At 62.2% G+C, this 13,552-nt stretch carries 12 protein-coding genes; 11 read left to right on the top strand and 1 reads right to left on the bottom strand.

Going from position 1 to position 13,552, the window contains the following annotated elements; translation table 11 throughout:
* Positions 1 to 768 (top strand): TerB family tellurite resistance protein, encoded by a 768-nt coding sequence (locus QRN41_RS24170; protein ID WP_285422203.1) that lies wholly within the window; start codon positions 1 to 3, stop codon positions 766 to 768.
* Between the two features lie 61 nt (positions 769 to 829).
* Here QRN41_RS24170 and QRN41_RS24165 read toward each other — a convergent pair whose 3' ends face one another.
* Entirely contained in the window at positions 830 to 1,804 is a 975-nt protein-coding gene (locus QRN41_RS24165; RefSeq protein WP_094064202.1) for an alpha/beta hydrolase family protein, read from the bottom strand.
* A 77-nt stretch (positions 1,805 to 1,881) separates the two neighbouring features.
* Here QRN41_RS24165 and QRN41_RS24160 point away from each other — a divergent pair, with 77 nt between their 5' ends.
* The 10 genes from QRN41_RS24160 to trpE all read left to right on the top strand — a co-directional run bounded on the left by QRN41_RS24160 (position 1,882) and on the right by trpE (position 13,544).
* Complete coding sequence (locus QRN41_RS24160) at positions 1,882 to 3,876, top strand: PAS domain-containing sensor histidine kinase (RefSeq protein WP_285422201.1); 1,995 nt, start codon at positions 1,882 to 1,884, stop codon at positions 3,874 to 3,876.
* 18 nt (positions 3,877 to 3,894) lie between these two features.
* Positions 3,895 to 4,524, top strand: coding sequence for a response regulator (locus tag QRN41_RS24155; protein WP_034101058.1), 630 nt, complete (start codon positions 3,895 to 3,897; stop codon positions 4,522 to 4,524).
* Between the two features lie 225 nt (positions 4,525 to 4,749).
* The gene (locus tag QRN41_RS24150; protein ID WP_034139537.1) at positions 4,750 to 5,862 is read left to right on the top strand and encodes an ABC transporter ATP-binding protein; all 1,113 of its coding nucleotides are present in this window, start codon (positions 4,750 to 4,752) and stop codon (positions 5,860 to 5,862) included.
* Between the two features lie 45 nt (positions 5,863 to 5,907).
* The gene (locus tag QRN41_RS24145; protein ID WP_034139536.1) at positions 5,908 to 6,948 is read left to right on the top strand and encodes an ABC transporter substrate-binding protein; all 1,041 of its coding nucleotides are present in this window, start codon (positions 5,908 to 5,910) and stop codon (positions 6,946 to 6,948) included.
* 95 nt (positions 6,949 to 7,043) lie between these two features.
* Entirely contained in the window at positions 7,044 to 8,291 is a 1,248-nt protein-coding gene (locus QRN41_RS24140; protein WP_034101053.1) for an ABC transporter permease, read from the top strand.
* 12 nt (positions 8,292 to 8,303) lie between these two features.
* Positions 8,304 to 9,128 carry an ABC transporter permease gene (locus QRN41_RS24135; RefSeq protein WP_034115270.1) on the top strand — a complete coding sequence of 275 codons (825 nt, stop codon included), beginning with the start codon at positions 8,304 to 8,306 and terminating at the stop codon, positions 9,126 to 9,128.
* Between the two features lie 140 nt (positions 9,129 to 9,268).
* Positions 9,269 to 10,417: an iron-containing alcohol dehydrogenase gene (locus QRN41_RS24130; RefSeq protein ID WP_236217959.1), complete on the top strand. Its 1,149-nt coding sequence runs from the start codon at positions 9,269 to 9,271 to the stop codon at positions 10,415 to 10,417.
* 84 nt (positions 10,418 to 10,501) lie between these two features.
* Positions 10,502 to 11,176, top strand: a complete 675-nt coding sequence (rpe, locus tag QRN41_RS24125) for a ribulose-phosphate 3-epimerase (RefSeq protein WP_034101050.1) — start codon at positions 10,502 to 10,504, stop codon at positions 11,174 to 11,176.
* Positions 11,173 to 11,991, top strand: coding sequence for a phosphoglycolate phosphatase (locus QRN41_RS24120; RefSeq protein WP_034139534.1), 819 nt, complete (start codon positions 11,173 to 11,175; stop codon positions 11,989 to 11,991). Before rpe ends, QRN41_RS24120 begins: the two co-directional genes overlap by 4 nt.
* A gap of 71 nt (positions 11,992 to 12,062) precedes the next feature.
* On the top strand, positions 12,063 to 13,544 hold the full coding sequence (gene trpE, locus QRN41_RS24115; RefSeq protein ID WP_034101048.1) for an anthranilate synthase component I: 1,482 nt from the start codon (positions 12,063 to 12,065) through the stop codon (positions 13,542 to 13,544).
* The last annotated feature ends 8 nt before the right edge of the window (positions 13,545 to 13,552 follow it).

Here is a 13,552-nt window from a genome sequence, read left to right as displayed (position 1 = left end):
ATGTTGTGGCCAGGGACGCTGATTGGCGCCGGGGCTGGCTTTGCCATTGCCAGTATTCCGGGGGCTTTGTTGGGGGCACTGCTGGGGCAGGCGCTGGATCGTCGCCTGCAACTGCACAGTTGGGCGCAGTTGCGCGAGCGCCTGGGCGGTCGCCCGGCGTTACGCAATGACGAATTGCTGTTTGTGTTGCTGGGGCGGCTGGCCAAGAGCAATGGCCGCGTGGTGGATGGGCATATTCAGCAGGCGCGGCAGGAAATGCGCGCCCTGGACATGACCGAATCAGCTCAGCGGCGTGCGATTGCGGCATTCAATCGGGGCAAATCCGGGTCCGACCGGGTGCGCAGATACTTGCGTGTGCTCAAGGCTCAGCCCCATGCGGCCGAAGGCGTGCTGCGCGCCTGCTGGCGGATGGTCTGGGCGGACGGCCGTGCGGATGACGCCGAGCGCGACTTGATCGAGCAGTGGGGGCGCTGGCTCGGCTGGACGCCGCAACAACTCAAGGCGCTGGCCGCTGACTACGCGCCCGAGCGCAAGCCGTTGGTCAATCGCAGCGCAACGTATCAGGACGCCCTGCGGTTGCTGGGGGTGACGGCCACCGCGGACCCGTCAACGATTAAGCGCGCCTACCGTCGCCTGCTCAGCCGTCACCATCCGGACAAAATCGCCGGCACCGGCGCCAGCCCAGCGCAGGTACGCGAGGCCACCGAGCGCACCCGCGAGTTGCACAACGCCTATGCGTTGATTCGCGAACGCCGGGATTTTCGTTAGTCGCCACCGTTGAAGATAGAACTCCTATCAAAATATGGGAGGGGGCTTGCCCCCTCCCACTTCAGTCTTGTGTCGTTTGGGGGCTCAACCAGCCTCTAATCCTGCGATACAGCTGTTCCTGCTCGGCGGCGCTGTTTCCGGGTAGGGTCTTGAGCGACACCTGTTTATAGCCGTCATTCTTCAACCGCTTGGCCGCCTGCAGGCGAGCCATGGCGTTTTTGCTGGACTGTGTGTTGTCTTGATAGAAAACGTCGGCAGTCGGCATTTTCAGGCCGGGGGCCAGTTGCTGCACGTCCGGCTGACGGCCATTGGGTGTCTTGGCGTCGACCATGACGAACTTCTGCACCTGGGACGGTTGCTTCTCGGTCAAGTAGCGCGCCGCCCACCAAGCTCCGGTGCCATGGCCGAGCAGCACTACACTGCGCGCACTCTGGGTTTGGGCGAAGGCCACGGCGGCGTCGATGCGATCAAAAATGCGCGAGGCATCGGTCTTATCCTGCTCGTCGGCGCCCGGAACCACCGACGGGTCGGTGCCCTCGGCTTCGGCGCTGGCGGCTTGCTCGATGGGTTTATCCGCGGTGCTGGCTTCTTTGCTGCTGGTGTCGACCGTGGCTTTGGGCGCTTCCATAACGCGCGGCGGCAGGGTGTCTAGGCTCACATCCGGCAACGACAGGCTCAGGCTGCCCCAGTCGGCATCCGGCAATTTGCGGCGTAAAGGGCCGATTGCTTGCGGCCAGTCAGCATTTTCCCCAGCGCCCGGTACGATAATCACCACGCCCTCCGGTTCGGCGCTGTTGGCGGGTTTCCACAGGGCTAGGAAGGAATCGCTGCCGGCCTGCAATTGCTGCTGCTCTTGTTGTGGGATTGTGCGTTCCAGGGCGCTGGCTTCAGCCTGGCTGCGCTCCGGCAGCGGCTGGCGCTCTACGGGTTTTTCGGCTTCTGGCGCGGGAGCGTCAGCGGCCTGTACAGAAAAGGCACTGGTAAAGAGCAGCGACAGGCACAATGCTGGCAGTGCCGAACGGTGGTGAAAGGGCATCGTTAATTCCCGGCCAGAAGTGATTCCAGCAGCCTAATAGGTTGGTCAGTATTTGTCAGTGATGTGAGACGTGGATCATGGGTTTTCGCTGTCTGCTGCTTATCGGCTGTTTGTGCGTTGCCTTGATGGCAAACGCCGCCCCCGCGCCTGGCGTACCGCAGGCGCAACTCACTGCGCAGCAGCGCCAATGGCTGACTGAGCATCCGGAGCTGCGGGTCGGCGTAGTGCTGCAAGCGCCTTACGCGCAGTACGATCGGCGCCTACAGCGTTTGTCGGGGGCCAATGTCGAATTGATGCAGTGGCTGGCCAAAGCGCTGAATATCGAACTGACGTGGCGCAACTTTCCCACCCAGGAGCAGTTGGAAGAGGCCGTACGCGAGGGCGAGGTAGACATGGCTCCCGGCCTGCAGCAGACCCCGGCCGGCCTGCGTCTGTGGTTGTTCACCGACCCCTATATGCGCGTGCCCCAGCGTGTGGTGGGCATTCGTGAGGGCGGCGCTGCCGTGGAGCTTGAAAAACTCGATGATCAATCCCGCGTTGCGGTGCGCATGCCCAGTGCCGTGGCCGATTACCTACGCAGCACATACCCCAATCTCAATCTGCAAGGCGTGCCCATGGAGCGCCAGGCCCTGCAATTGCTGGTCAGCCAACAGGCCCGCTATGCGGTGGTGGATGAAGCGCAACTGAGTCGTCTGTCCGCCGAAGCGGAATTCGCCGGGCTGGCGGTGGTGGGGGATATCGGCCTACCGCAACTCTTGCGTGTAGCCACCCGCCGCGAATGGCCGGAACTGGCGGGCATCATGGAAAGCGCGCTGCGTGCCATTCCCGCCCGTGACCTGGACCAACTGCACAACCGCTGGCTGCAACCCCAATATCCCCGGCTAACGCAGTCCCCGGGCCTATGGCAGAACCTGAGCCTGTTGCTGTGCCTGCTGCTGCTCGCCAGCCTGGCGGTAGTGTTCTGGCAGCGTCGCCACCAACGCCAACTGGAACACGACCTGCTGGCCGCCCGCGAAGAAAGCGCCGCCCGTGCGGCCGGTGCCCAGGCGCTGCGGTTGACGCAGTTTTCCATCGATCAAAGCACCGTCGGCATTCTCTGGGTGAACTGGGACAGTCATGTGCGCTACGCCAACCGTGCGGCCGAAAACATGCTCGGTTATGGCCCCGGCACTTTGATCGAGCGGCCGCTGGTCGACCTCGACCCCACGCTGGACATGGACCGCTGGCTCAATCTGTGGAAACGCGCACGGGCCACCGAAGAAGGACCGCAGAATTTCGCCACCGATTGTTTGCGCGCCGATGGCAGCATCCTGCCGGCCAACGTTTCCTTGAGTTTTGTGCGTTTTGCCGATGCCGAGTACCTGGTGGTGTACCTCAACGACGTCACCGAACTGCGCCGCACCCTGGCCGCCTTGCTGCAAAGCGAGGCGCAATTGCGCGAGCTGTCGGCCCACCTGGAAACCGTGCGCGAAGAAGAAAAGGCCCGCATTGCCCGTGAAGTGCACGATGAACTCGGCCAGATGCTCACCGTGCTCAAGCTGGAAACCTCCATGTGCGAGCTGGCCTACGCGCAGTTGGACCCCGGCCTGCATGAGCGCCTGAACAGCATGAAGCGCCTGATCGCCCAGCTTTTCCAATTGGTGCGCGACGTGGCCACCGCGCTGCGCCCGCCGATTCTCGACGCGGGCATTGCCTCGGCCATCGAGTGGCAGGCCCGGCGCTTTGAAGCGCGCACGCACATTCCTTGCCTGGTGCAGGTGCCGGATAACCTGCCGGCCCTGAGCGACGCAAAGGCCGTCGGCCTGTTTCGTATCTTGCAAGAGGCGCTGACCAATGTGATGCGCCATGCCCAGGCGCATACTGTGGAACTTAGCCTGGCGATTGAAGGCACCGACCTGCGCCTGACCATCAGCGACGACGGCGTCGGCTTCGTTCAGGCACAAGGCCGTGCGACCTCGTTCGGCCTGGTGGGCATGCGCGAGCGGGTGTTGATCATGGGCGGGCAACTGAGCCTGCACAGCGAGTTGGGGGAGGGCACCACCCTGAGCGTGACGGTGCCGTTGGATGCCTGACAATAAGAGGAAAGCCTTGTGATCCGTGTACTGGTAGCCGAAGACCACACCATCGTCCGTGAAGGCATCAAGCAATTGATCGGCCTGGCCAAAGACCTGCAGGTGGTGGGAGAGGCGAGCAATGGCGAGCAGTTATTGGAGACGCTGCGCCATGTGGCCTGCGAGGTGGTGTTGCTGGACATCTCCATGCCGGGCGTCAATGGCCTGGAAGCGATTGCGCGGATTCGGGCATTGAACAACCCGCCGGCGATCCTGGTGCTGTCGATGCATGACGAAGCGCAGATGGCCGCGCGGGCCTTGAAGGTCGGCGCCGCCGGCTACGCCACCAAGGACAGTGATCCGGCGTTGCTGCTCACCGCGATTCGCAAGGTCGCGGCCGGTGGGCGCTATATCGACCCGGACCTGGCCGACCGGATGGTCTTCGAAGTCGGCCTCACCGATGCCCGCCCACTGCATTCATTGCTTTCGGAGCGCGAGTTCTCGGTGTTCGAACGCCTGGCGCAGGGCGCCAATGTCAATGACATCGCCCAGCAACTGGCCCTCAGCAGCAAGACCATCAGTACCCACAAGGCGCGCCTGATGCAGAAGCTTAATATCACCTCCCTGGCCGAGCTGGTGCGGTACGCCATGGAACACAAGCTTCTGTAGCGGCATATCTATTTGCGACACCCCGCAAAACCGCGCAGCACCCATTCCTGCCGCTTGCAGCGGGGCTCTTGCCGCCGCACTGTCCAGTGCCCGCCATCGGTGTAGGGCGATCCCTACCCCCAACCTTCCAACCGGCTGATGAGATTCTCTCCTGGCCCCCGATTTCCGGGGCCTCGCCCCTGGACTACGCTTGTGCCACAGCAGTCCAAAATAAAAGGTGCGGGTATGAGCGAGGTGGATTCAAATGATGTGCTGGTCAGCTTTCGTGGCGTGCAGAAGAGCTACGACGGCGAGAACCTGATCGTCAAAGACCTCAACCTGGAGATCCGCAAGGGCGAGTTCCTCACCTTGCTCGGGCCTTCAGGGTCGGGCAAGACCACCAGCCTGATGATGCTCGCCGGCTTCGAAACCCCGACCGCCGGTGAGATCCAGCTGGCCGGGCGCTCTATCAACAACGTGCCGCCGCATAAGCGCGATATCGGCATGGTGTTCCAGAACTACGCGTTGTTCCCGCACATGACCGTCGCCGAGAACCTGGCGTTCCCGCTGTCGGTGCGCGGTTTGAGCAAGACCGACATCAGCGAGCGCGTCAAACGCGTGCTCAGCATGGTCCAGCTCGACGCCTTCGCCCAGCGCTACCCGGCGCAGCTCTCCGGCGGTCAGCAACAGCGCGTGGCTTTGGCCCGAGCACTGGTGTTCGAACCTCAACTGGTGCTGATGGACGAACCCCTCGGCGCCCTCGACAAACAACTGCGCGAACACATGCAGATGGAGATCAAGCACCTACACCAGCGCCTCGGCGTGACCGTGGTGTATGTGACCCACGACCAGGGCGAAGCCTTGACCATGTCCGACCGCGTTGCGGTGTTCCACCAGGGCGAGATCCAGCAGATCGCCGCGCCGCGCACCCTGTATGAAGAGCCGAAGAACACCTTCGTCGCCAACTTCATCGGCGAAAACAACCGTCTCAACGGTCGCCTGCACAGCCGCAGCGGCGAACGCTGCGTGGTGGAGCTGGCGCGGGGCGAGAAGGTCGAGGCGCTGGCGGTGAACGTCGGCCAGGTCGGCGGCCCGGTGACGTTGTCGGTGCGCCCGGAGCGCGTCAGCCTCAATGGTTCCAGCGAAAGCTGCGTCAACCGCTTCTCGGGGCGTGTGGCGGAATTTATCTACCTGGGCGACCACGTGCGGGTGCGCCTGGAAGTCTGCGGTAAGGCCGATTTTTTTGTGAAACAACCGATCGCCGAGCTGGACCCAGCCCTGGCAGTCGGCGACGTGGTACCGATTGGCTGGCAAGTCGAGCACGTTCGCGCACTCGACCCACTTCTAGAGGCGAATTGATCGCCCCCCATGGCTTCACCAACCCTGCACGTGGAGAGAACAACAATGTTGAGATCCCTGAAGTATTCGGCCCTGGCAATTGGCTTGATGGGCGCAACACAGGCCATGGCCGGCCCGGATTTGACCGTCGTGTCGTTCGGCGGCGCGAACAAGGCGGCACAGGTCAAGGCCTTCTATGCACCGTGGGAAAGCGCGGGCAACGGCAAGATCGTCGCCGGTGAGTACAACGGTGAGATGGCCAAGGTCAAAGCCATGGTCGACACCAAGAGCGTGTCCTGGGACCTGGTGGAAGTGGAGTCGCCGGAACTGTCCCGCGGTTGCGACGAAGACATGTTCGAGCCACTGGACCCGAAACTGTTCGGCGACAGCGCGAACTACGTGAAGGGCGCCATCCAGCCGTGCGGCGTGGGCTTCTTTGTTTGGTCGACCGTGCTGGCCTACAACGCCGACAAACTGGCCTCCGCGCCAACCAGCTGGGCGGATTTCTGGGACACCAAGAAATTCCCGGGCAAGCGCGGCCTGCGCAAGGGCGCCAAGTACACCTTGGAGTTTGCATTGATGGCCGACGGCGTCGCACCCAAAGACGTCTACAAAGTGCTGGCCGGCAAAGATGGCCAGGACCGTGCGTTCAAAAAGCTCGATGAACTCAAACCGTCGATCCAATGGTGGGAAGCCGGCGCGCAACCGCCGCAGTACCTGGCCTCTGGTGACGTAGTGATGAGCTCGGCCTACAACGGTCGTATCGCCGCCGTGCAGAAAGAAAGCAACCTGAAAGTGGTGTGGAACGGCGGTATCTACGACTTCGACGCCTGGGCCATTCCAAAAGGCCTGGCCAAGGACCGCGCCGAAGCGGCGAAGAAGTTCATCGCCTTCTCGGTTGCGCCGCAGCAGCAGAAGACCTACTCGGAAAACATTGCCTACGGCCCGGCCAACACCCAAGCCGTACCGCTGCTGGCCAAGGACATCCTCAAAGACATGCCGACCACCCCGGAAAACATCGCCAATCAGGTGCAGATCGACGTGAGCTTCTGGGCTGATAACGGTGAGCAGCTCGAACAGCGCTTCAACTCCTGGGCTGCGAAGTAACACCGCATAACCCTGTGGGAGGGGGCAAGCCCCCTCCCACAAGGGATTTCTTGTGTGTGAAAGATTGCATTCATTTTCAAGATTCGGAGTCAGCCATGGCCATCGCCGTTCCCTCGAACGAGGTCAACAGCCCCACCCTCAAGCAGCGCCTGGCGCGTGCCGAGCGGCTCAATCGCTGGAAAGCCCAAGCGTTGATTGCGCCGCTGGTGCTGTTCCTGCTGTTGGTGTTTCTGGTGCCAATCGTCGCATTGCTCTACAAAAGCGTCGGTAACCCAGAAGTGGTAGGCGGTTTGCCGCGGACCGTGGTGGCGGTGAAAACCTGGGATGGGCGAGGTCTGCCGGGCGAGCCGGTGTACCAGGCGCTCAGCGAAGATTTGGGCGAAGCGCGCAAAAATCAGACCCTGGGCGATCTGTCCAAACGCTTGAACATGGAACTGGCCGGCTATCGCAGCCTGCTGACCAAAACCGCACGGGCGCTGCCGTTTACCGAAGTGCCCGGCTCTTATAAAGAAGCGTTGGAAAACCTCGACGAGCGTTGGGGAGACCCAGCGTACTGGCAGGCGATCCGGCGCAACACCAACAGCTTTACGCCGTTCTACCTGCTGGCGGCGGTGGATCACCGCATCGACGACCTCGGCGAAGTGGCGCCGGCCACTCCGGATCAGGCGATTTACCTGGATATCTTCGCCCGTACGTTCTGGATGGGCCTGGTGATCACTGCCATTTGCTTGCTGCTGGCGTACCCGTTGGCGTACCTGCTGGCCAATCTGCCGGCGCGCAAAAGCAACTTGCTGATGATCCTGGTGTTGCTGCCGTTCTGGACCTCGATCCTGGTGCGGGTGGCGGCGTGGATCGTGCTGCTGCAATCCGGCGGGCTGATCAATAGCGCGCTGCTGAGCATGGGCCTGATCGATAAGCCCCTGGAGTTGGTGTTCAACCGCACTGGGGTCTACATCTCCATGGTGCACATTCTGCTGCCGTTCATGATCCTGCCGATCTACAGCGTGATGAAGGGTATCTCGCCAACCTACATGCGCGCGGCGATTTCCCTCGGCTGCCACCCATTCACCAGTTTCTGGCGCGTGTACTTCCCGCAGACCTACGCCGGCGTTGGCGCTGGTTGCCTGCTGGTGTTCATTCTGGCGATTGGTTACTACATCACCCCGGCGCTGCTGGGCAGCCCGAACGACCAGATGGTCAGCTACTTCGTGGCCTTCTACACCAACACCAGCATCAACTGGGGGATGGCCACGGCACTGGGCGGCTTGCTGCTGTTGGCGACCGTATTGCTGTACCTGATCTACAACCGGCTGGTCGGCGCCAGCCGCCTGCGCCTGAGCTAAGGAGACCTTGCGATGCTGAGCCCTTATATGTCACCGGTGGAGCGGGTGTGGTTTTACAGCTTGCGGATTCTCTGCGGCCTTATCCTGCTGTTTCTGATACTGCCAGTGCTGGTGATCATCCCCCTGTCGTTCAACAGCGGCAGCTTTCTGGTGTACCCGCTGCAAGGCTTCTCTCTGCACTGGTACCAAGATTTCTTCGCCTCGGCGGAGTGGATGCGCGCCCTGAAAAACAGCATCATCGTCGCCCCGGCGGCCACGGTGCTGGCCATGGTCTTCGGCACCTTGGCGGCCATCGGCCTGACCCGCGGCGACTTCCCCGGTAAGGCGCTGGTGATGGCTTTGGTGATTTCGCCGATGGTCGTGCCGGTGGTGATCATCGGCGTGGCCAGCTACCTGTTCTTCGCGCCGCTGGGCCTGGGCAACAGCTTCTTCTCGCTGATCGTGGTGCATGCGGTGTTGGGTGTGCCGTTCGTGATCATCACCGTGTCGGCCACTTTGCAGGGCTTCAACCATAACCTGGTGCGGGCGGCGGCCAGCCTGGGGGCGTCGCCGTTGACCGCATTCCGTCGGGTGACGTTGCCGCTGATTGCGCCGGGGGTAATTTCGGGAGCGCTGTTCGCGTTCGCCACCTCGTTCGATGAGGTGGTGGTGACGCTGTTCCTCGCCGGCCCCGAGCAAGCGACCTTGCCACGTCAGATGTTTAGCGGCATCCGCGAAAACCTCAGCCCCACCATTGCCGCGGCGGCGACGTTGCTGATTGCGTTCTCGGTGCTGCTGTTGCTGACCCTGGAATGGCTGCGCGGGCGCAGCGAAAAACTGCGTACTGCTCAGGTGTAAAGTCCAGCGCAGAACCTATGGGGGAAGGGGCAAGCTTCATCCCACATAGGTTCTATGACCATTCAGCCGCTGAATGAAAGACAACCTGTTTCAGTCAGCTACTCTTGTGCCAGCCCATCCATCAAAAAGAGGCCGCGCACATGAGTTCTTCCTCATTCAAGATCGCCCACAAACTGCTGACCGGCGCCGGTGCCATCGAGCAACTGGCCGCCGAGCTGACGCGCCTGGATGTGGATAACCCACTGATTGTCACCGATGCCGCACTGGTCCAGTCCGGCACGGTGGCGCTGGCTCTGGAGCATTTGGGCGGGCGCAGCTATGAGATTTTCGACCGCGTAAAACCCGACCCGGAAATCGCCATTGTCGAAGACTGCATGCAGGCGTACCGCGACGGCGGGCACGACGGTTTGATTGGCGTGGGCGGTGGCAGCGCCATCGACATTGCCAAAAGCGTGGCTGCCTACGCCGGATATCACGGTGCGTTGGCGGATTTGTTCGGCGTCGACCAGGTGCCGCGCAAGGGCCCGCCGCTGATCGCGATTCCCACCACCGCCGGCACCGGCTCGGAGGTGACCAATGTGGCGATCCTCTCGGACAAGGCCGCCCAGTTGAAAAAAGGCATCGTCAGCGATTACCTGTTGCCGGATGTCGCGCTGATCAGCCCGCAAATGACCCTGACCTGCCCGCGCAGCGTCACCGCCGCCAGCGGCGTGGATGCACTGGTACACGCGATCGAATCCTACTTGTCGCTCAATGCCTCGCCGATCACCGATGCGCTTGCCATTGGCGCGATCAAGCTGATCGTCAACGCGCTGCCCAAGGCCTACGCCAACCCGGTTGACCTGAAGGCTCGTGACGACATGGCCACCGCCAGCCTGATGGCCGGCATGGCCTTCGGTAACGCCGGCGTGGGCGCGGTGCATGCCTTGGCGTACCCGCTGGGCGGGCGCTACAACGTCGGTCACGGCGTGAGTAACTCGTTGCTGCTGCCCTACGTGATGCAGTGGAATAAGTTGGCATGCGTCGAACGCATGCGCGACATCGCCGAGGCCATGGGCGTGAATGTGGCCGGCTTGAGTGTCAACGCTGCCGCCGATCAGGCCGTCGAGGCGATGATGCGCCTGTGCGCCGATGTGGAGATCCCCTCCGGGCTGCGCAGTTTCGGGGTAACCGAAGATGCCATCCCCGCCATGGCTGCGGAGGCGGCAGGTATTGAGCGCTTGATGCGCAACAACCCGCGCAAGCTCAGCGCGGCTGACATCGAGAAAATCTACCGAGCCGCCTACTAGCCATTGAGCCAGGTCACGGTGCGCGGGACAAAGCATGAGGTATACAATGCGCGCCATCGTGATTTAGCTCAGAAAAGGTGCGTCATGCAGCCCTTCGTCATTGCTCCATCGATTCTCTCCGCCGACTTCGCCCGCCTGGGCGAAGAAGTGGACAAGGTACTGGCCGCCGGCGCCGACTTCGTCCACTTTGATGTTATGGACAACCACTATGTGCCCAACCTGACCATCGGCCCGATGGTCTGCGCGGCGCTGCGCAAGTACGGCATCACCGCGCCTATCGACGCGCACCTGATGGTCAGCCCGGTGGATCGCATCATCGGCGACTTCGTTGAAGCCGGCGCCACTTACATCACCTTCCACCCGGAAGCCTCGCTGCACGTCGACCGCACCTTGCAACTGATCCGCGAAGGCGGCTGCAAGGCCGGCCTGGTGTTCAACCCGGCGACGCCGCTGGACGTGCTCAAGTACGTGATGGACAAGGTCGATATGGTGTTGCTGATGAGCGTCAACCCTGGCTTCGGCGGGCAGAAGTTCATCCCCGGCACCCTCGACAAGCTGCGCGAAGCCCGTGCACTGATCGACGCCTCCGGCCGTGATATCCGCCTGGAAATCGACGGTGGGGTGAACGTCAACAACATTCGCGAAATCGCCGCTGCCGGCGCTGACACCTTTGTGGCCGGCTCGGCGATCTTCAATGCCCCGGACTATCAGGAAGTTATCGCTAAGATGCGCGCTGAACTGGCGCTGGCGCGTCCATGAGCGGCTTTGAGCAGTTGTTCCCCGGCAAATTGCCACGGCTGGTGATGTTCGATCTGGACGGTACTTTGATCGATTCGGTGCCCGACCTGGCAGCGGCGGTGGACCACATGCTGCTCAAACTGGGGCGCAAGCCGGTGGGCATCGAAGCGGTGCGCGAATGGGTTGGTAACGGCGCGCAGATGCTGGTGCGTCGGGCCCTGGCCAATCACATCGATGCCCAGGGTGTCGATGAGGTCGAGGCCGAGCGGGCACTGGAATTGTTCAATGAAGCCTATGAAGGCAGCCACGAACTTACGGTGGTCTACCCCGGCGTGCGAGACACCCTCAAATGGTTGAGCAAACAGGGCGTGGAAATGGCCCTGATCACCAACAAGCCGGAGCGCTTTGTTGCGCCATTGCTGGACCAGATGAAAATCGGTCGTTATTTCCGCTGGATCATCGGCGGCGATACCTTGCCACAGAAAAAACCCGACCCAGCGGCGCTGTTTTTCGTGATGAAAATGGCCAATATCCCGGCCTCCCAGTCATTGTTCGTCGGCGATTCGCGCAATGACGTGCTGGCGGCCAAGGCGGCCGGCGTGCAGTGTGTGGCGCTCAGTTACGGCTATAACCATGGTCGGCCGATTGCCGAAGAATCGCCGACATTGGTGATCGATGACCTGCGACTGCTAATCCCCGGTTGCTTGGGAGCGGGCGCTGAGATAACGTTGCCCGACACCGATCCGTCCCCTTCTGGAAATTCCATCGTGGTGGTCACTCGCAAACTCTGGATGAAAGTCATCAAGGCCCTGGCCCGCTGGCGTTGGCGCGCCTGACTGATCCTGGCCGCACCTGTGCGGCACGTTTGCCTACCTGACTGTTAGACCCTCACACCACGAGGCACCTCATGATCCGTGAAGAATTCCTGCGTTTGGCCGCTGCCGGCTATAACCGCATCCCCCTGGCCTGCGAAACCCTGGCCGACTTCGATACGCCGCTGTCGATCTACCTGAAACTGGCCGACGCCCCCAACTCCTACCTGTTGGAGTCGGTGCAGGGCGGCGAGAAATGGGGCCGTTACTCGATCATCGGCCTGCCGTGCCGCACCGTGCTGCGGGTTTACGACCATCACATCAGCATTACCCACGATGGCGTCGAAGTCGAAAGTCACGACGTAGAAGACCCGTTGGCCTTCGTCGAAGCGTTCAAGGCGCGCTATAACGTGCCGACCATCGCCGGCCTGCCGCGTTTCAACGGTGGCCTGGTGGGGTATTTCGGCTACGACTGCGTGCGCTATGTGGAGCAACGCCTGGGCAAGTGCCCGAACCCCGATCCTTTGGGCGTGCCGGACATTCTGCTGATGGTCTCCGACGCGGTGGTGGTGTTCGATAACCTCGCCGGCAAGATGCACGCCATTGTCCTCGCCGACCCGGCCCAGGCGGACGCGTTCGAGCAAGGCCTGGCCAGCCTCGAAGCGCTGCTGGAAAAGCTGCGCCAGCCAATCACTCCGCGTCGCGGCCTGGACCTCAGCCGGCCGCCGGCGGCCGACCCGGTGTTCCGCTCCAGTTTCACCCAGGATGACTACGAGCGTGCGGTCGACACCATCAAGGAATACATCCTCGCTGGTGACTGCATGCAGGTAGTGCCGTCGCAGCGCATGTCCATCGACTTCAAGGCGGCGCCGATCGATCTGTATCGCGCGCTGCGCTGCTTCAACCCGACGCCGTACATGTACTTCTTCAACTTCGGTGACTTCCACGTGGTGGGCAGTTCGCCGGAGGTGCTGGTGCGCGTCGAAGACAACCTGATCACCGTGCGCCCGATTGCCGGCACGCGTCCGCGCGGCGCGACCGAAGAAGCGGATCTGGCCCTGGAAGAAGACCTGCTGAGCGACGACAAGGAAATCGCCGAGCACCTGATGCTGATCGACCTGGGCCGCAACGACACCGGGCGCGTCTCGGAAATCGGTTCGGTCAAACTCACCGAGAAGATGGTGATCGAGCGCTATTCCAACGTGATGCACATCGTGTCCAACGTTACCGGCGAGTTGAAAGCCGGGCTGACCGCGATGGACGCACTGCGGGCGATTCTGCCGGCAGGTACGTTATCGGGGGCGCCGAAGATCCGTGCGATGGAAATCATCGATGAGCTGGAACCGGTCAAACGCGGCGTGTACGGCGGTGCGGTTGGCTATTTCGCCTGGAATGGCAACATGGACACCGCGATTGCGATCCGCACCGCGGTGATCAAGGACGGGGAGCTGCATGTACAGGCCGGTGGCGGAATCGTCGCCGACTCGGTGCCGGCCCTCGAATGGGAAGAAACCTTGAACAAGCGCCGCGCAATGTTCCGCGCTGTGGCGCTGGCCGAACAGACCCCCAATTCCTGAGGTTCCCC

Origin of the sequence: Pseudomonas sp. efr-133-TYG-23 (genome assembly GCF_030209215.1) — a bacterium.
Classification (GTDB): Bacteria; Pseudomonadota; Gammaproteobacteria; order Pseudomonadales; family Pseudomonadaceae; genus Aquipseudomonas; species Aquipseudomonas rhodesiae.
The sequence above is the reverse complement of the archived record's forward strand: the minus strand, read 5'-3'. Positions and strand labels throughout refer to the sequence as shown.